General features: G+C 72.2%; 16 protein-coding genes and 1 pseudogene. 9 read left to right on the top strand and 8 right to left on the bottom strand.

The window, feature by feature from the left end; genetic code table 11:
- Positions 1 to 74 precede the first annotated feature (74 nt).
- On the top strand, positions 75 to 1,196 hold the full coding sequence (locus ACQUQD_RS02225; protein ID WP_428950188.1) for an ROK family transcriptional regulator: 1,122 nt from the start codon (positions 75 to 77) through the stop codon (positions 1,194 to 1,196).
- Positions 1,197 to 1,221: 25 nt separating this feature from the next.
- The gene (locus ACQUQD_RS02220) at positions 1,222 to 2,055 is read left to right on the top strand and encodes a Cof-type HAD-IIB family hydrolase (protein WP_428950187.1); all 834 of its coding nucleotides are present in this window, start codon (positions 1,222 to 1,224) and stop codon (positions 2,053 to 2,055) included.
- A 56-nt stretch (positions 2,056 to 2,111) separates the two neighbouring features.
- On the opposite strand, the gene ACQUQD_RS02215 is transcribed toward ACQUQD_RS02220, so the two are convergent.
- On the bottom strand, positions 2,112 to 2,633 hold the full coding sequence (locus ACQUQD_RS02215; protein ID WP_428950186.1) for a hypothetical protein: 522 nt from the start codon (positions 2,631 to 2,633) through the stop codon (positions 2,112 to 2,114).
- 41 nt (positions 2,634 to 2,674) lie between these two features.
- Here ACQUQD_RS02215 and ACQUQD_RS02210 point away from each other — a divergent pair, with 41 nt between their 5' ends.
- From ACQUQD_RS02210 to ACQUQD_RS02190, 5 genes are all read left to right on the top strand, one after another.
- Complete coding sequence (locus ACQUQD_RS02210; RefSeq protein ID WP_428950185.1) at positions 2,675 to 3,148, top strand: HIT family protein; 474 nt, start codon at positions 2,675 to 2,677, stop codon at positions 3,146 to 3,148.
- Positions 3,149 to 3,343: 195 nt separating this feature from the next.
- Entirely contained in the window at positions 3,344 to 4,498 is a 1,155-nt protein-coding gene (locus ACQUQD_RS02205; protein ID WP_428950184.1) for an alpha-lytic protease prodomain-containing protein, read from the top strand.
- Positions 4,499 to 4,678: 180 nt separating this feature from the next.
- Positions 4,679 to 5,446 carry an NPP1 family protein gene (locus tag ACQUQD_RS02200; protein WP_428950183.1) on the top strand — a complete coding sequence of 256 codons (768 nt, stop codon included), beginning with the start codon at positions 4,679 to 4,681 and terminating at the stop codon, positions 5,444 to 5,446.
- Between the two features lie 196 nt (positions 5,447 to 5,642).
- Positions 5,643 to 6,968, top strand: a complete 1,326-nt coding sequence (locus tag ACQUQD_RS02195) for a lipase family protein (RefSeq protein WP_428950182.1) — start codon at positions 5,643 to 5,645, stop codon at positions 6,966 to 6,968.
- 68 nt (positions 6,969 to 7,036) lie between these two features.
- Positions 7,037 to 7,447, top strand: a complete 411-nt coding sequence (locus ACQUQD_RS02190; protein WP_428950181.1) for a RidA family protein — start codon at positions 7,037 to 7,039, stop codon at positions 7,445 to 7,447.
- Between the two features lie 62 nt (positions 7,448 to 7,509).
- On the opposite strand, the gene ACQUQD_RS02185 is transcribed toward ACQUQD_RS02190, so the two are convergent.
- The 7 genes and pseudogenes from ACQUQD_RS02185 to ACQUQD_RS02155 all read right to left on the bottom strand — a co-directional run bounded on the left by ACQUQD_RS02185 (position 7,510) and on the right by ACQUQD_RS02155 (position 15,030).
- Positions 7,510 to 8,964, bottom strand: coding sequence for a SulP family inorganic anion transporter (locus ACQUQD_RS02185; protein ID WP_428950180.1), 1,455 nt, complete (start codon positions 8,962 to 8,964; stop codon positions 7,510 to 7,512).
- An 8-nt stretch (positions 8,965 to 8,972) separates the two neighbouring features.
- Positions 8,973 to 9,554 (bottom strand): carbonic anhydrase, encoded by a 582-nt coding sequence (locus ACQUQD_RS02180; protein ID WP_428950179.1) that lies wholly within the window; start codon positions 9,552 to 9,554, stop codon positions 8,973 to 8,975.
- A 75-nt stretch (positions 9,555 to 9,629) separates the two neighbouring features.
- Positions 9,630 to 10,010, bottom strand: coding sequence for a hypothetical protein (locus ACQUQD_RS02175; RefSeq protein ID WP_428950178.1), 381 nt, complete (start codon positions 10,008 to 10,010; stop codon positions 9,630 to 9,632).
- Positions 10,011 to 10,241: 231 nt separating this feature from the next.
- Positions 10,242 to 11,879, bottom strand: a complete 1,638-nt coding sequence (locus ACQUQD_RS02170; RefSeq protein WP_428950177.1) for an ABC-F family ATP-binding cassette domain-containing protein — start codon at positions 11,877 to 11,879, stop codon at positions 10,242 to 10,244.
- Between the two features lie 314 nt (positions 11,880 to 12,193).
- The gene (locus ACQUQD_RS02165) at positions 12,194 to 12,685 is read right to left on the bottom strand and encodes an HPP family protein (protein ID WP_428950176.1); all 492 of its coding nucleotides are present in this window, start codon (positions 12,683 to 12,685) and stop codon (positions 12,194 to 12,196) included.
- A 115-nt stretch (positions 12,686 to 12,800) separates the two neighbouring features.
- Positions 12,801 to 14,511 (bottom strand): annotated as a pseudogene (locus ACQUQD_RS02160) (MFS transporter).
- Between the two features lie 75 nt (positions 14,512 to 14,586).
- The gene (locus ACQUQD_RS02155; protein ID WP_428950175.1) at positions 14,587 to 15,030 is read right to left on the bottom strand and encodes a MarR family winged helix-turn-helix transcriptional regulator; all 444 of its coding nucleotides are present in this window, start codon (positions 15,028 to 15,030) and stop codon (positions 14,587 to 14,589) included.
- 130 nt (positions 15,031 to 15,160) lie between these two features.
- Here ACQUQD_RS02155 and ACQUQD_RS02150 point away from each other — a divergent pair, with 130 nt between their 5' ends.
- Both ACQUQD_RS02150 and ACQUQD_RS02145 read left to right on the top strand, forming a co-directional pair.
- The gene (locus tag ACQUQD_RS02150) at positions 15,161 to 16,033 is read left to right on the top strand and encodes an ABC transporter ATP-binding protein (protein ID WP_428950174.1); all 873 of its coding nucleotides are present in this window, start codon (positions 15,161 to 15,163) and stop codon (positions 16,031 to 16,033) included.
- Positions 16,030 to 17,004, top strand: coding sequence for an ABC transporter substrate-binding protein (locus ACQUQD_RS02145; protein WP_428950173.1), 975 nt, complete (start codon positions 16,030 to 16,032; stop codon positions 17,002 to 17,004). Before ACQUQD_RS02150 ends, ACQUQD_RS02145 begins: the two co-directional genes overlap by 4 nt.
- Positions 17,005 to 17,007 lie beyond the last annotated feature (3 nt).

Below are 17,007 nucleotides of genomic sequence, written 5' to 3'. Positions count from 1 at the left end.
CCGACCGCCTTTGCCGACGGGCCCCCGCGGAGCCGGATCCCCTTTGGTCAGGACTCCTTACTAGACTGGTCCGCATGGCCCCGAGACCCTCACTGGAGATGCTCCGCGCGCTCACCGACGAGAACGTGCTGCGTGCCCTGATGTCCGAGGCCCGGCTGACGCGCGCGGAGATCGCCGCGCGCACCGGCATCTCCAAGCCCACGATCTCCGACAGCGTGCAGCGCATCGGAGCGGCGGGGCTCGTCGTCGACACCGGCGAGCGGACCACCGGACGGGGCCGCGTCGGCTCCTACTACGCGCTCGCCCCGGGGCTCGGCACGGCACTCGTCGCCGGGATCACCCAGCACCGGGTGACGGTCGAGGCGGTCGACGCCCTCGGCCGCGTACAGGCACGGGAAGCGGTCGGACTCGGGCCGGGGGCCGGCCCGGAGGCGGCCGCCGACGCCCTGGCGGCAACGGCGGGCCGGCTCGCCGGACGGACCCCGGGCGGCCTGCGGAACGCGGTGGTCAGCGCCGCCGATCCCGTCGACCGCGCCACGGGCCGGCTGGTGCGACTGCCCGACGCACCCTTCCTCATCGGCGACCTCGACCCGCCCGCCGTGCTCGCCCCGCACGTCACCGGACCGGTCCTCGTCGACAACGACGTCAACTGGGCGGCCCGCGCCGAACACACCGACGGCTGCGCGCGCGACATCGACGACTTCGTCTACCTCCACCTCGGCGAAGGGCTCGGCGGCGCCGTCGTGACCGACGGGACGGTGCGCCGCGGCCACCACGGGTTCGCCGGGGAGATCGCCCACCTGTACACCGTCGGCCCCGACGGCACGGCCATGGCGCTGACCGAGGTGTTCGCCGCGCTCGGCCTGCGCCGGGTCGGATCCACCGCCGTGGACGTCGCCGCGCTCCGGGACCGCCTGGCCGACGGCGACCGGACGAGGACCGTGCTGGCCCGCGCGATCGGCGGGGTGCTCGCCGCCGCGGTCGCCCTCGTGGACCCCCGGATGATCGTCATCGGCGGTGCCTGGGGCCCGGCTCTGGCCGACGCGATCGGCGCGCACTTCGCGCGCGACCCGCGCCCCGTCCCCGTGACCGCCACCACGCTGACCGACCCCGAACTGACCGGCGCCCGCACCCGTGCCGTCGAGGAACTCCGTTCCCTCGTCGTCCGCTCGGCGCGCCCCGCTCCGTCCCCCTGATCGACTCCCGTACCGAGGAACGACCTTGACCACGCACCACCGCCCCGACATCCGTCTCGTCGTCACCGACATGGACGGCACCCTCCTGGACGCCGACGGACGCGTCCCGGCCTCCCTGTGGCCGCTGCTCGCCGAACTGAACCGCCGCGGCATCGTCTTCTGCCCCGCCAGCGGCCGCCAGTACGCCACTCTCGCCGACCAGTTCGCCGCCGTGGACGACGGCGGCATGGTGTACATCGCGGAGAACGGCACCTACGTCGTCCGCGGCGGCGCCGAGATCAGCTCCGACCCGCTGGATCCGGCCATCGCCTCCTGGATCGTCAAGGAGGTGCGTCAGCTCACGGACAGCGGGGTCGACGCGGGAGCCGTCGTCTGCGGCAAACGGTCCGCCTACGTGGAGCGGTCCGACGAGCGCTTCATGACCGAGGTGCGCAAGTACTACCACCGTCACCGCATCGTCGAGGACGCCACCGCCGTCGACGACGACGTGATCAAGGTCGCCCTCTTCGACTTCGGCAGCGCCGAGCGGACCACGGCCCCGGCCCTGGCGCCGCTCGTCGACTCCCACCAGGTCGTCGTCTCCAGCGAGCACTGGGTCGACGTCATGAACCGCACGGCGAACAAGGGCGTGGCCGTACGCCGGCTCCAGCGCGAACTCGGCATCACCGCCGCCCAGACCATGGTGTTCGGCGACTACCTCAACGACCTGCAGATGCTCGACGCCGCCGACTGGTCCTACGCCATGGCCAACGCCCACCCTGACGTGCTCCGCCGGGCCCGCCACCAGGCACCGCCGAACACCGAGAACGGCGTGGTCCGCACGATCCGCGAGGTGCTGGACCTGCCCGCCGACGTGTGACACGCGCCGTGCCGGCGGCCGGTCCGGACCCCGTGACACGAGCCGCCGGACAGGCGTCAGTGCCCCGCGACGAGCTTCACCGCGACCACGCCCACCCCGATCACGGCGTTGAGCGCGGCCGTGAGCAGCGCGGCGAGCGGTCTCGCGCCGACCCGCCGGCCGCCGGTGAAACCCCACGCCGCCAGCGCCGCGACCTCGCTGCCCACCGAGATCCACAGCGCCGTGGTCAGCTCCATCACGCCCGCCGCGGACAGGCCGATCAGCAGCAGCGGACCGGCCGCGCTGGTCAGCAGCGGGCTGCTGGTGAACAGCGTGTGCCGGATCTCGGGGAGCCGGGGCATCCGGCCGTGCGCCACCGGGTGCGCCTGGAGATCCGCGACGAGCGTCGCCAGCCACAGACCGAGTGCGGTGACCGCGACCGAGACCACCGCTCCGACATGCGTCGGGTGGCCGCTCTGCGCCAGACCCACCAGGACGGCGAGCAGGGTGAGGGAGGCGTAGATGCGTTCCTTGAGCCGCTCGCGCAGCAGGTCCGCGCGTTCCTGGGCCACTGCGTCCGGCGACATGCTCTCGGTCATGGGCGCACCCTAAGCGTGAACCCGTGCGGGATCGTGGACCCATGACACAGGGCACCCCGCACGACTCCCCTGACTCCGGCGACTGTTACTCCTGCGGAACCGAGGCCCGGTTCGACGAACTGCCGCCGCGCGAACGCGTCGCCTTCGACCGGCACTGGCGCGTCGCCCACGCCCTGGGCAGCGCGCTGCCGGGCTGGCTGGTCCTGCTTCCGCGGCGGCATGTCACCGCTGTGCACGACCTCACCGAGGCGGAGGCCGCCACCTGGGGCCGCTGGCAGGTGAGGCTCTCCCGGGCACTGCGCGAGGAGACCGGATGCGTCAAGACGTACGTCGTCCAGTTCGCGGAGGCGGCGGGCTTCGGCCACGTGCACTTCCACATCGTGCCGCGCGCACAGGACCTCCCCGAGTCCCGACGCGGCACCGGTGTCTTCGAGTTGCTCCGACGCCCTGAGCGGGAGCAAGTGACCGCCGAGCAGGCCGACCTGCTGGCCCACGCCCTGCGTGCCCGGCTGTGATCGTCCGGACCCGATAGGCCCGAGGGCCGTGACCGAGGGCGCCGGCGCGGGCCGGAACAATGCCCGGATCACACCGCTCCATTGGCATGGACCTGTCCATGATCCCTCGCTAGGCTCCCCAGCGGCATGCCACGGGAGCGCTCCCAGGCTTTGCTGTTCCACCCCCACCACACGGGAACAACGAAGGGCCTACCCATGCGACGTACCAGACCCATACGTGCCGTCCTGTCCGCGCTGCTGGTCACCGGAGCCTGTGCCACGGCCGGTTTCCTGCCGGCCCAGTCGGCCGGCGCGGACACCCCGCGGGCCGAGCGCGCCGCCGCCTCCGACGGCCTGCTCACCGCGATGCAGCACGACTTCGGCCTCACGAAGCCGCAGGCCGAAGCGCGACTGGCCGCCGAGAAGCAGGCGACCGCCACCGAGAAGAAGGCCCGCAAGGCGGCCGGATCCGCCTACGCCGGGTCCTGGTTCACGCCGAAGAGCGAGCGGCTGACCGTCGCCGTGGCCGATAGGGCCAAGGCCGCCGAGGTCCGGGCCACCGGTGCGGCCGTGGAGGTCGTCAGTCACAGCGCCGCCCAGCTCGACGCCGCCAAGAAGCGCATCGACGCGCTCGGCGCCCCGGCCGGCGTGAGCAGTTGGCGCGTCGACTGGAAGGCCAACCGCGTCGTCGTCGAGGTCCTCGCCGACCAGCAGGCTGACAACGATGTCGCGTCCTTCCTCGCCCGAGCCCGCGCCGCGGGCCCCCTGACCGTGCGCACCACGGACCACGCCCCGTCCACCCTCGCGGCGGGCACGGTCGGCGGGGACCCGTACTACACCGGCAACGTCCGCTGCTCGATCGGCTTCTCCGTCCAGGGCGGATTCGTCACGGCCGGCCACTGCGGCGGCGCGGGTCAGTCGGTCAGCGGCTGGGACGGCTCGTACGTGGGCAACTTCCAGGGCTCGTCGTTCCCGGACAACGACTACGCCTGGGTCAACGTCGGCAGCGGCTGGTGGACCGTTCCGGTCGTCCTGGGCTGGGGCACCGTCTCCGACCAGTTGGTCCGCGGCTCGGCCGAGGCTCCCGTCGGGGCCTCCATCTGCCGCTCGGGTTCCACCTCGCACTGGCACTGCGGCACGGTCCTCGCCAAGAACGAGACCGTCAACTACAGCCAGGGCGCCGTCCATCAGATGACCAAGACGAGCGTGTGCGCCGAACCGGGCGACTCGGGCGGCTCGTTCATCAGCGGCGACCAGGCCCAGGGCGTCACCTCCGGCGGCTGGGGCAACTGCACGAGCGGCGGTGAGACCTGGTACCAGCCCATCAACGAGATCCTCGGTCGCTACGGCCTGACCCTGCACACGGCCTGACCGTCTCCGGTGCGGCGGCCTTCCCCGCGCATCCGCCGCCGCACCGGTGTGCACCGTTCGCGCCTCCGCCGGTTCCGTCAATTCGCCGCGGATTCATGTGTGTTGCACGCGCGAGTCTCCTGCTGCTGTCGGGGGCATGACATCACTGTCGTGACCCCCACAGTGACGCAGGAGACCCCAGTGAATCCGACCGCAGTCATCCGCAGAGCCTCTCTGGCCACCGGCGGCGCCCTCGCCCTCGTGATCGCCTTCGCGGGCGCCGCCCTCGCCGCCCCGCCCGGGGCCCTGCCCGGCAACGCCGACGCGACGGAGCAGACGTTCCAGCCCGCGTTCGACTACGACACCGACGGCTGCTACCCGACACCCGCCATCGGGCCGGACGGCACCGTCAACGGCGGCCTCCAGCCGAGCGGGGCGCTCAACGGGCAGTGCCACGACGCCTCGGACCTGGACAACACCAATGGGTACGCGCGCTCCAAGTGCAACAACGGCTGGTGCGCCGTCATATATGGCCTGTACTTCGAGAAGGACCAGGCGGTGGCCGGCAGCGGACTCGGCGGACACCGCAACGACTGGGAGCACGTCGTCGTCTGGGTGCGCGACGGCCGGGCGGAGTACGTCGCCACCTCCGCCCACGGCGACTTCAACATCTATCCGCGGGACCAGATCCGCTGGGACGGCAGCCACCCCAAGGTCGTCTACCACAAGGACGGCATCGGCACCCACTGCTTCCGCCCCGCGAACTCCAACGACGAACCCCCGGAGAACCACCGCGGCACCTGGCAGTTCCCGACCCTCGTCGGCTGGAACGGGTATCCGGCCGGTCTGCGGGACAAGTTGAGCGCCTACGACTTCGGCAGCGCCACCTTCGGCCTGAAGGACGCGAGCTTCGCCAGCCATCTCGCCGCCGCGCTGCCGTCCGGGGTTCCCTTCGACGTCAACGCGTGAACATGATTGACCGGCAAGTAAGTTACTGAACCGTAACCTCCTGGGTGCTACCGGCGGTAATGGCGTCCTCGATACGGTCCCGGCGACGCGTGGGGCCGGTGGGACGACCGGCCGCGCGCATCGTCGGCCTGCCCGCATCCCGGCCGTCCGCCGCCAGGTCCGGAGTCCGACTCCGCCTGCACTCAGGAGGTTTGCCATGCCCGCCCCCACCCGCCTGCTGGCCGCCGCCGTCGTCACCGCCACCTGTCTCGGAGCACAGGCCGTGCCCGCCGCGGCGACGACCGGATCGCAGAACGAGGTCTCGCGAGGCGTCACGATCCCCGCCTTCTACAACCCGCCCGCCGAACTGCCCGACGCCAACGGCGCGCTGATCCGCAGCGAACCGCTCCCGCTGGCGCTCAGCCTGCCCTCGCTGCACGGCCCGCTGCCCGGCACGGCGACCCGCATCATGTACCGCACGACCGACGCGAACGGCCAGGCCGCCGCGGTCACCGGTGCCTACATCGAGCCGGCGGCGAAGTGGCGCGGCGACGGCCCCCGGCCCCTCGTCGCGCTCGCCCCCGGCACCATGGGCCAGGGCGACCAGTGCGCCGCCTCGCTCGGCCTGGAACACCCGCTGCGCCTCAACGGGCAGACGGTGTCCGTCGGATACGAGGACCTGGCCGTCTACCGGCTCCTGGCCAAGGGCGTCGCGGTCGTCGTCACCGACTACGTCGGCCTGGGCACGACCGACCGCCTGCACACCTACGTCAACCGTCTCGACGAGGCGCACGCCGTGCTCGACGCCGTCCGCGCCGCCCGCGCGCTCGAAGGCGCCACCGTGACCGCCGGTTCGCGCGTCGGCCTGTTCGGCTACAGCCAGGGCGGCGGCGCGACCGCGGCCGCCGCCGAACTCCAGCCGACGTACGCCCCCGACGTCACCCTCTCCGGCACGTACGCGGGGGCGCCGCCCGCCGACCTGACCGAGACGACGAAGGCCATCGACGGGACCGACCTCGCCGGCGCCCTCGGCTGGTCCCTCAACGGATTCCTGCAGTCCGAACCCGAACTGCGGGCCATCGCCGACGCGCACCTGGGCGACAAGGGCCGCGCGGCGCTGAAGGATCTCTCGACGATGTGCGTCGGCGACGCGATCCTCGGCTACAACTCCGCACGCAGCTCTTCCTGGACCAACGACGGCAAGACCCTCGCCGAGATCATCCAGGCCGAGCCGCGGCTCCAGGAGTTCCTCGCCGAGCAGCGGATCGGCACGATGAAGCCGGCCAGCCCCGTGCGGGTGGCCACCGGCGTCAGCGACAACCTCGTACCGCACGGCCAGGCACGCCAGTTGGCCGTCGACTGGTGCGGCCGCGGCGCACAGGTCACGTACAAGCCGGTGCGGCTGCCCGACGTCGGGCGCGCGCTGCTCAACCACTTCGCCCCGCTGCTCACCGACCAGGGCAGCGCCGTCACCTGGCTCACCGACCGCCTCTCCGGCGAGCCCGCGGGATCGAACTGCGCGACCCTGCCCGCCCAGCCGTGATGTGACAACATGACCGGACTCGGCTCCGGTCGTTCCCGTTGCCGCTGTCAGAAAGGGGCCCGAGGCCCATGGTCCGCGCCGTCACCCTCATCCGCTCCGACGCGCTGTCGGACGTCGCCGAATACGCGTACGCGAGCACGGCACCGGCCGAGGCGCGGCTCGTCTTCCTCGCCGGCTCCTGCCCGCTGGAGAAGGACGGGTCGACCGCGGCGGTCGGTGACTACGCGGGCCAGGCGGCGAAGTGCGTGGAGAACATGCGGGTCGCCCTCGCCGCGGCCGGCGCGGACCTGAAGGACGTCATCAGCACCCGGGTGCTGGTCGCCTCGACACAGCAGGCGGATCTGGTGACGGCCTGGCAAGTGGTCCGTGACGCCTTCGGGGAGCACGACGTGCCGAGCACCCTGATGGGGGTCACGGTGCTCGGCTACCACGATCAGCTCGTGGAGGTCGAGGCGGTCGCGGCCGTTCTCGACGCCTGACCCCGCGCGGAAACGGGCCCGCCCACCGTGCACCTGCACGATGGGCGGGCCCGTTCCGTCCGTCAGTTGGCGGTGACCTTCACCGGCTCCGTCTCCGCGGAACTGTGCCGCTCCGCCCAGCTCTCCAGCGCGGTCCGGCACGCGTGGTCGAGATGGTGGAGGCCTGCCAGGTGCAGCTCGACGGGACGATTCTTCGGCAGCGCTTCCAGGCTGTCGAGGATCTTCGGCAGCCGCAGGAACGTCGCGTTGCCCGTGAGGTACGCCTGGACCGGCCCGGCTCCCTTGTCTATGACCTCCAGCTTCACGTGCGAGGCGTCCCAGGCCGTCTTGACGACGGACAGGGCGACACCGACGAGCACGCCCTCGAACATGCTGACCGCGACGATGGACACCGCGGTGACGACCAGGATCAGCGCCTCACCGCGGTGTTCGCGCCACAGCGTCACGAGCGCCCGCACCGGGATGAGCTTGGCCCCGGCGTGCACCAGCACACCGGCCAGCGCCGGGATCGGGATGTACGCCAGGGCGGCCGGCAGCAGCGCCGCGAACAGCAGGAGCCAGACGCCGTGCAGCACGCGGGACGCCTTGGTGCGCGCCCCGGCCTGCACGTTGGCCGAGCTGCGGACGATCACCGCGGTCATCGGCAGCGCGCCGAGCACACCGCACACCGCGTTGCCCGCGCCCTGCGCCACCAGTTCCTTGTCGTACGCGGTCCGGGGCCCGTCGTGCATCCGGTCCACCGCCGCGGCGCTGAACAGTGACTCGGCGGACGCGATGAGCGTGAACGCCACGACGGTGCCGATCAGCCCGAGGCCCGCGAGTTCGCCGAAGGCGTCCAGGGACGGCGGCTGGATCGACCCCAGCAGGCCGTTGACCTCGACGGTCGCCACGGGGGCGTCGAACACGACGGCGGCGGCGGTCGCCAGGCCGACCGCGGCCAGCGGGCCGGGAACGACCCGTACCCGCTGGGGCAGGTGCTTCCACAGCACGAGAACGGCGACGGTGCCGGCGCCGAGCGCCAGCGAGACGAGTGCCTGCGTGCTGCTCAGGGAGTCGACCAGGGCCCCCGGCAGTCCGGCTATTTTCCCGAGCCCCGACTCCGGGGCCTCGGCGGCCACCATCGCGTACAACTGCCCCGCGATGAGGACGAGTCCGATGCCGGCGAGCATGCCCTCGACCACGGAGACCGAGATGGCCCGGAAGTAGCGGCCCAGCTTCAGGGCGCCCATGCCGATCTGGAGCAGGCCGGTCGCCAGCACGACGACGCCGAGGACCGGCAGCCCGAACTCGTCCACGGCCTCGTACACGAGCACGGTCAGCCCGGCCGCGGGGCCGGAGACCTGCAGGCTGCTGCCGCGCATCAGGCCTGTGACGATGCCTCCGACGATGCCGGTGACCAGGCCGAGCTCGGCGGGGACGCCCGAGGCGACCGCCACGCCCACACACAGCGGGAGCGCGACCAGGAAGACGACGAGTGAGGCGGTGAAGTCCGCTTTGATGTGGGGGTATTTGGTCATCACGGCGCTCACAGGACCTCGAACGTGTCGGTGTCGGGACGGTGTTCGCGTACGCCTCCGGTGTGGACCTCGTAGTACCAGCCGTGCAGACGCACCCGGCCGTCCGCGAGGCGCCGCTCCACGCACGGGTACGAGCGCAGGCGCAACAGCTGGGTGAGCACGTGTTGTTGGACCGCCGACGCGACGGTCGGGTCCGCCGGATCGTGTGCGGGGGCCTCGCCCGCGGCGTGCGCGAGCCAGTCGCGCACGGCGGGCACCGCCGCGAGGTCGTCGCCGCGCACCAGCGCGCCGACCGCGCCGCAGTGCGAGTGACCGCAGACGACGATGTCCTGGACGCCGAGCACCTCCACGGCGTACTCGATGGTGGCGGTCTCCCCGCAGGGGTGACCGGTCGAATGGGCGGGCACGATGTTGCCCGCGGTGCGCAGCTCGAAGAGTTCCCCGGGGCGGGCGCCGGTGATCAGGGCCGGCACGACCCGCGAGTCGGAACAGGTGATGAACAGGACCTGGGGGGACTGGCCCTCGGCGAGTCGGGCGAACTCCTCAGGGCGTTGTCCGAACGTACGGGCGTTGTCGATGAGGGGCTGCATGATGTGGTGATTCCTCCTGGCGCGCCGTGGGGGGCGCGTCGGGCTGGCAGGACAGAGTGGACCGCGATGTCCCTGTCAGCAGCGGAAGACCTGAAGGGTCGCCGCCGTGAGATCCGGCACGGATCTGCTCGGGCGGACGAGGACGTCTCCGGCCGGGGCGGGCGGGACGACGGCCGTGGCTCGCTGCTTCGGTGACAGCGGTGCGGGGTAAGGGAGTTGGGTGCTGCCGGAGGCCGCGCGGTGCCGGTCCCGGGTGCGCGACACCTCGACGGGATCGCGAGGGTGGGTGTGGTCGCCGGGGCCGGCCGTCGGTACCTGTCCGGCGGACGCGGACACGCCTTGCCGGTCGGACTCATGTGCGGGAGCGAACGCACGTACGGAAGTGAACAACGACAGGGCCAGTACCGCGGCGACGACGAGAGTCAGCCAGGCGCGGGCCTTCCCACCTCGGAACACGCGCCCTCCTCCCGATCGTCCGCACGTCAAGGCGAAACCAACGATTGGTCAACCGAAGGTCAAGGAGAAGATTAGCTGTGCAAAGGTGATCGCCGGGTTAACAGGGCGTTGCGGTCCCGAGGAAGCGTGAAAAGTGCGGTCGATTGGCGTGAACGACGCGGTGGGGCGCGGTGGGTGACCACGCCCCACCCCTTTACCGGGACCGATCAGTGCCCGTTTTACCCGGGCCGGTCAGCGCCCGTCCGCGTCGAGCCGGAGCTCGCGGCCCTGCCAGCGCCCGCGCAGCCACCGGTCGTGACTGGCGACGACGATCGCGCCGGGACCGGTGCCCAGGGCGTCCTCCAACTCGTCGCACAGGCGCGGGGACAGATGGTTCGTCGGCTCGTCGAGCAGCAGGAGGCCGGGCGGGCTCGCCACGAGGAGGGCGAGCGCGAGGCGCCGCCGCTGTCCGACGGAGAGGTGGCCGACCGGCTTCTCCAGATCGCCGTCGTGCAGCAGGCCGAGTGAGCGCAGCGGCACCGCGTCGGCCCGCTCGAACCCGAGCGCCCGTGTGTAGGTCTCCCGCACGGACCGGTCCGGCCGGGAGAACTCGGAGTCCTGGGCGAGCAGCCCCACCGTCACCCCTGCCCGCCGACGCACCTCGCCCTCCGCGGGCAGCCGTCCGGCGAGCACGGCGAGCAGCGTCGACTTGCCGGAGCCGTTGGCCCCGGTGACGAGGAGGCGGTCGGTGGGCGACACGTCGAGGCGGGTCGGGCCCAGGCGGCCGGGCACGCGCACGTCGCGCAACGCGACGAGAGGCGCCTGTGGGTCCGATGTCTCCGGCGCCGCCGCCCCCAGTTCGACGGGCCGGAACCGCAGCGGACGCGGCGGTTCGCCGACCTGGCGGCGCTCCAGGTCCTCCAGCCGCCGCGCGGCGTTGCGCACCCGGCGGGAGATCTGGCTCTGCACCCGGTTCGCCCGGACGCCGTAGCCCATCTTCTCGTTGTCGCGGGGCCCCCGGTCCGGGGCGACGCGATGAGCCGTCACCCCCGCCGCGTGCCGCAGCTCGGCCAGTTCCTCCTGCTCCTCGGCGTGCCGCCGCTCCCAGCGCTCACGTTCGGCCCGCTTCTGCGCCAGGTAGGAGCTGTAGTTGCCGCCGTACCGCACGGGACCGTCGACGGCCGGATCGAGGTCGATCAGATCGGTGCAGACGGCGTCGAGGAAGGCCCGGTCGTGGCTGGCCAGCACCACGGCGCCCGGCAGCGTCCGCAGTTGGTCCTCCAGGAACCGGGCGGCGCCGTCGTCGAGATGGTTGGTGGGCTCGTCCAGGAGCAGCGCCGAGGGGCGCCGGACGAGAAGCGCCGCGAGCGCAAGACGGCCCCGCTGTCCGCCCGACAGGGACCGCAGGGTCCGGGCGCGCGGGACCGCGTCGAGGCCGAGGCCGGCCAGTGCCAGGGCGGCTCGCCGGTCGGCGTCCCAGACCTCTCGGGCCTGGGCGCTTTCGAGGCGCCGCCCGTAGGAGTCGAGCAACTCCGTGTAGGCGGGGCTGTCTTCCGCCGTCCGGGCGAGGAGGTCGCCGAGGCGTTCGAGTTCCGCGAGGTCGTCGCGGGCCTCGCGCAGCGCGTCGTCCACGACGTCGGCGAGCGTCCGCTCGGCGTCGTACGGCATCTCTTGGTGCAGGAAACCGAGGTCGGGCGGGCGGACGACGGTGCCCGCGTCCGGTGCGTCCGCTCCGGCGAGCAGGCGCAGCAGGGTCGACTTGCCGACACCGTTCTCCCCGATCAGCCCGATGCGGTGACCGGGGGAGGCGGTGAGGGACACGCCGTCCAGGACGCGGCGGGTGCCGAGGGTGCGGACGAGATCGTGGGCGAGCAGGGCCGGTTCAGACATGGACGCCCGCCCCCTCGACGCGCGTCCGGGACGGCCGGGCGGAGGGCGGGATCGGGCAGAAGACGGATGTGACCGACACGAAGGAAGACCTCTGGTGAGAGACGGGCGGGCCCGGAAGGGCTCCCGGAACAGGGAGAAGGGGACGACTTCGAGGCCATGACGGCGATGCTCAGCAGCACCGGCCGATGGCCTGTCGGGTCCGGGTATCACCCGGAGATGTCGTCGTCACCCGCCATGTTCGGACTCCTCGACTCACGCGGAAGGTCCAAGGACGCTATCAGCAAGGGTGCCCACGGCGCAGCCGGAGCGGACGGTCACCAGGTCAGCGGGTAGCGCACCGGGTGACCACCGATACGGCCCGGCAGCAGGCCGATCAGCACCAGCAGCGCGGTCGCGAGCGCCAGCAGAGGAAGGAACGGGAGCGGGTCCGGGGCCTGCAGCACGACGATCACCGCGGTGGCCGCGGCGGGGGAGTGCGAGAGGTGGGTCAGCATCATGGCGCCGAGGGACAGGCCCGCGGCGACGGCGGCCCCCCAGCCGTTGCTTCCCGTCACCGCGAGCGTGGCGAACCCGAGGACGGCGGAGATCAGCTGGCCGCCGACAAGGTTGCGCGGCTGGGAGATCGGCAGTCCTGGCGCACCGTGCACCAGCGCCGCGCTGGCCGCCAGCGGAGGGATCAGCAGCGGCTGGTGCAGCAGGACACCGACGCCGACGAGCAGGAGGAGGGCGCCGATCGCGAAGACGGTGGCCCGCAGGGCGTGCAGGGGATGCGGCCGTTCGGTCGCGGTGGGCGGGGGCGTGGGCATGGAGGCTCCGGGCAGGGCGAGGCAGGGCCCTTGATCGTAAACAGACTGTTGAATGGTGGATGAATCTTTTGCCTCTGAGGCACATTTCTGTGTCCGGCCCGGTGTCCGCCGTGGATCAGGCGCTGCCGGTGCGCAGCTCGGCGAGGGTGCTCGCGCTGAGCGCGCGCGGTGGTGTCGCCGGGTCGACGAGGACGACCGTGCAGGTCGCCGCATGGGTGAGCGCGGTGGTGAAGCTGCCGTCGGCGAACTGGGCGAGCGGGCCGCGCGGCGAGTTGCCGACGGCCACGACCCGGGCGCCGATGTCCGCAGCGTGCCGGGCGAGGACGCGGCCGGCGGCGGCGTGGTCGCCGACTCCCGTCAGCAGCTGGCCGGTGGCGGGCAGGCCCCGGGCCGCGAGCCGGTCCAGGTGTGCGGTGACGGCGGCGCGGCCCGCCGCGAGGTCCTCGGTGTCGACGGCCTGCTCCTCGACGACGGCGGTCTGCCGGACGTGCACCACCTCCAGCGGGCTGTGCGTGTCGCGGGCGATGCGCGCCGCGGCGTCGACGATCGCGGCCGCCCCGTCGTGCGCGCCCACGGCGACGACGACCGGTGAGGTCCCGGTCGGGGCCGGCCCGCCGACCGGGGTGAGCGAGGGCGCGACCGGTTCGCTGCCGCCGGTGTCCGACTCGGCCCGGCGCAGCAGGCGGTGGCCGCTGGCGAGGACGGGTATCGCGAGCAGGAACGTGGCGGCGCCGAGGTAAAAGGGGGACGCTCAGGTCCGTGGCGTCTGCGAGCTTGCCGGCGACGTAGGGCGCGAGTCCGCCGCCGATGAACCGCAGGAAGCCGTACGAGGAGGAGGCGACGGGCCGCTCCACCGGGGAGACCAGCATCACGGCCTGGGTGGTGAGGGTGTTGTTGATCCCGATGAAGGCGCCGCTGACGATGACCGCCACGATCACCACGGCCGGCGTGGCCACACCCGCGGCGATCACGGCCATGACGATGCCGAGGCCGAGCAGATTCGCGTACAGCACGGGTGCGGTGCCGTACCGCGGCGCGAAGAAGACGCTGAACGCGGCGACGAGCAGCCCCCACCCGGTGAACACCAGGCCCAGCTGGTGGGCGCTCAACTCCATGGGGTACGGGGCGTATCCGAGCATGGTGAAGAAGCCCCAGTTGTAGAGCAGCGCCATGAGGCCCATGGTCAGCAGGCCGCGGTGGCGCAGCGCCTTGAGCGGTGCGAGGGGCGAGGTGGGGCGCGCCGGTTTGGGCATGCTCGGCACGAACGCGACGGTGGCGAGCAGCGCGACGGCCATGAGCGCCGCGACACCGAAGAACGGCCCGCGCCAGCTGATCGCGCCCAACTCGCCGCCGAGCAGCGGTCCGACGGCGATGCCGAGGCCGAGCGCCGTCTCGTACAGGATGATCGCCCCGCCGAAACCGCCGCTCGCCGAGGCGACGATGACGGCCAGGGACGTGGCGATGAACAGGGCGTTGCCCAGGCCCCAGCCCGCGCGGAAGCCGACGATGCCGTTGATGGAGTCGGTGGAGCCGGCCAGCGCGGCGAAGACGACGATGACCGCGAGGCCGATGACCAGGGTCCGCTTGGCGCCGAAGCGGCTGGAGAACCAGCCCACGAACAGCATCGCGACCGCGGTGACGATCAGGTAGCTGCTGAACAGGAGGGACACCTGGCTGGGTGTGGCGTGCAGGCTGTCGGCCAGAGCGGGCAGGATCGGGTCGACGAGCCCGATGCCCATGAACGAGATGACGCAGGCGAACGCGACGGCCCAGACGGCCTTCGGCTGTGTGAAAGGGCTGGCGGTCCTGGCGTGTGGAGCACTCATGTGCGGTCTCTTTCGCGACGTCGGGGCGTGAGGTGCGAGAGGTGCGTGAGGCGCTGACGAGGGCGGGCGGCCGCCTCAGGTGCGGGCGGCGCGGTCCTGGATGACGCGGGCGAGGGCGGGCAGGGCGACCTGCACCGCGCGGCGCTCGGGCTCGTTGAGGCCGTCGACCAACTCCTGGAGCGCCAGGGTGCGTTCGGCGCGGCGCCGGTGGAAGACCTCCGTGCCGGTGCCGGTGATCTCGACCAGCACGCCGCGTCCGTCGCTGTTGTCCGCGACGCGGCGCACCAGGTCGGCCCGTTCCATCCGCGTGACGAGCTGCGTCATGTTCGGCTGCGAGACGCCCTCGGCGCGGGCCAGGTCGGTGAGCCGGTGCGGACCTTCACGGCCGAGCCGGGCCAGCGCCGAGGAGGCCGCTGTGCTCAGTCCGCCGGCGACGGCGCTGCGCCGTACGTACCGGACCATGTGCTCCAGGGCGATGTTCAGGTCCTCGGGCGACACCGACGTGTCCTGAGAGTCCATGACCGGCTTATGCATAAGCACATTATGCATGTATGTGTACGTTGAAACAAGATGCCGCCCGGACTGACGGGGCGAGTTCGGGGGAGGGGGGTGGTTCTCGGACGAGTAAGGTTAGGCTAACCTTCACGCCGTGAGATCTGGTGAACGCGCAGGCAGCGCCCCACGTCCGCGCGGTCACGAGCTGTCGGCCGCGCAGGTGACCGTGTCGTACGACGGCGTCGACGTCGTGCACGACGCGGCCCTCGTCCTCAGGCCCGGTGAAGTGACCGCCCTCGTCGGGCCCAACGGCAGCGGCAAGTCCACCTTGCTGCGCACGATCGCCCGGCTGCAGGCCGCGCGACTCGGCAGCCTGACCCTCGACCCCGGAACGGCCGACGCCGCTGACGGCTTCGACCTCACGGCGCGTCAGTTCGCCCGCCGGGTGGCCCTGCTGACCCAGGGGCGTCCCACGCCCGGCGGGCTGACGGTGCGCGACGTGGTGGAGTTCGGCCGCTACCCGTACCGCGGACGATGGGGCCGTACGGACCCCGACGGCGCCGCCGTCGTGGACCGGGTGCTCGCCCTGACCGGCGTCCACGAACTCGCCGGCCGCGGCGTCGACCAGCTGTCCGGCGGCCAGTTGCAGCGGGTGTGGCTCGCCGGCTGCCTCGCCCAGGAGACCGGTGTGCTCCTGCTGGACGAGCCGACGACCTATCTCGACCTGCGCTACCAGATCGAACTCCTCGACCTCATGCGCGACCTCGCGGACGACGACGGCATCGCGGTCGGCGTCGTCCTGCACGACCTCGACCAGGCCGCGGCCGTCGCCGACCGGATCGCCCTGCTGCACGCCGGGCGCATCATCGCCGACGGACCGCCCGAGGACGTCCTGTCACCGGAACGCCTCTCCGAGACGTACGGCATCCGGATCGACGTCGACACCGACCCCCTCACCGGCCGACTGCGCACACGCGCGATAGGCCGGCACCACAGCAGAAGCGAAAGGCTCCACAGCACGTCATGAGACGCTCCCTCCTCGCCGCGGCCGCCGGCACCGCCGTCGCCCTCCTCCTGTCCGCCTGCGGTACGTCCGAGCCCGCCAAGGACGACGCCGCCGCCAAGTCCGAGAAGATCACCCTCACCGACGCGAACGGCGCCAAGGTGAGCCTGGACCGCCCGGCCACCAAGGTCGTCGGTACCGAGTGGAACGTCGTCGAGTCGCTCGTCACCCTCGGCGTCGACCCGGTGGGCGTCGCCGACGTCAAGGGCTACACCGCCTGGGACACGGCCGCGCCGCTGACCAACTCGCCCAAGGACATCGGCACCCGCGGCGAGCCCAGCATGGACACCATCGCGGGGCTCGCCCCCGACCTCATCGTCACCACGACCGACCTGTCGGCGTCCGCGGTGAAGCAGATGAAGAAGATCGCCCCGGTCCTCCAGGTGAAGTCGGCCGACGGCGCCGACCAGGTCGGGCAGATGAACGACACCCTCGACGTCATCGCCAAGGCCACCGGCACGGAGAGCAAGGCCAAGGCCGCCGAGGCCTCGTACGAGGCCAAGCTCGCCGCGGGCCGCAAGGCCCTGAAGGACGCCGGAGCCGACGGCGCGAAGCTCGCCTTCGCCGACGGGTACGCCGCCTCCAACCAGGTGTCCGTCCGCGCCTACACCGGCGACTCCCTCGTCGGCGCCGTCAACGAGGACCTCGGCCTGAAGAACGCCTGGAAGATCAAGGGCGACAAGGACTACGGCCTGGCCACCACGGACGTCGAGGGGCTCACCGGGCTCGGTGACGACGTGCAGTTCGCCTACATCGGCAACAAGGCCGAGGACGACGTGTTCACCAAGGACCTCGCCGGCAACTCCGTCTGGAAGTCGCTGTCCTTCGTCAAGTCCGGTGACGTGCACCGGCTGGACGACGGCATCTGGATGTTCGGCGGACCGAAGTCGATGGAGAAGTACATCGACGCCATCGTCGGCGCCCTGACGAAGTAGCGC

The organism is Streptomyces sp. cg35, assembly GCF_050410835.1.
Lineage (GTDB): Bacteria > Actinomycetota > Actinomycetes > Streptomycetales > Streptomycetaceae > Streptomyces.
Note: the sequence above shows the minus strand (reverse complement) of the source record. Positions and strands in the feature narration are given on the sequence as shown.

Bases quoted from the DNA above. Each gene is read 5' to 3' on its own strand.
- ACQUQD_RS02180 (WP_428950179.1), bottom strand. From the start codon at position 9,554: ATGCAGCCCCTCATCGACAACGCCCGTACGTTCGGACAACGCCCTGAG.
- ACQUQD_RS02225 (WP_428950188.1), top strand. From the start codon at position 75: ATGGCCCCGAGACCCTCACTGGAGATGCTCCGCGCGCTCACCGACGAG.
- ACQUQD_RS02165 (WP_428950176.1), bottom strand. From the start codon at position 12,685: ATGCCCACGCCCCCGCCCACCGCGACCGAACGGCCGCATCCCCTGCAC.
- ACQUQD_RS02170 (WP_428950177.1), bottom strand. From the start codon at position 11,879: ATGTCTGAACCGGCCCTGCTCGCCCACGATCTCGTCCGCACCCTCGGC.
- ACQUQD_RS02210 (WP_428950185.1), top strand. From the start codon at position 2,675: ATGACACAGGGCACCCCGCACGACTCCCCTGACTCCGGCGACTGTTAC.
- ACQUQD_RS02185 (WP_428950180.1), bottom strand. From the start codon at position 8,964: ATGACCAAATACCCCCACATCAAAGCGGACTTCACCGCCTCACTCGTC.
- ACQUQD_RS02155 (WP_428950175.1), bottom strand. From the start codon at position 15,030: ATGGACTCTCAGGACACGTCGGTGTCGCCCGAGGACCTGAACATCGCC.
- ACQUQD_RS02190 (WP_428950181.1), top strand. From the start codon at position 7,037: ATGGTCCGCGCCGTCACCCTCATCCGCTCCGACGCGCTGTCGGACGTC.
- ACQUQD_RS02195 (WP_428950182.1), top strand. From the start codon at position 5,643: ATGCCCGCCCCCACCCGCCTGCTGGCCGCCGCCGTCGTCACCGCCACC.
- ACQUQD_RS02205 (WP_428950184.1), top strand. From the start codon at position 3,344: ATGCGACGTACCAGACCCATACGTGCCGTCCTGTCCGCGCTGCTGGTC.
- ACQUQD_RS02215 (WP_428950186.1), bottom strand. From the start codon at position 2,633: ATGACCGAGAGCATGTCGCCGGACGCAGTGGCCCAGGAACGCGCGGAC.
- ACQUQD_RS02145 (WP_428950173.1), top strand. From the start codon at position 16,030: ATGAGACGCTCCCTCCTCGCCGCGGCCGCCGGCACCGCCGTCGCCCTC.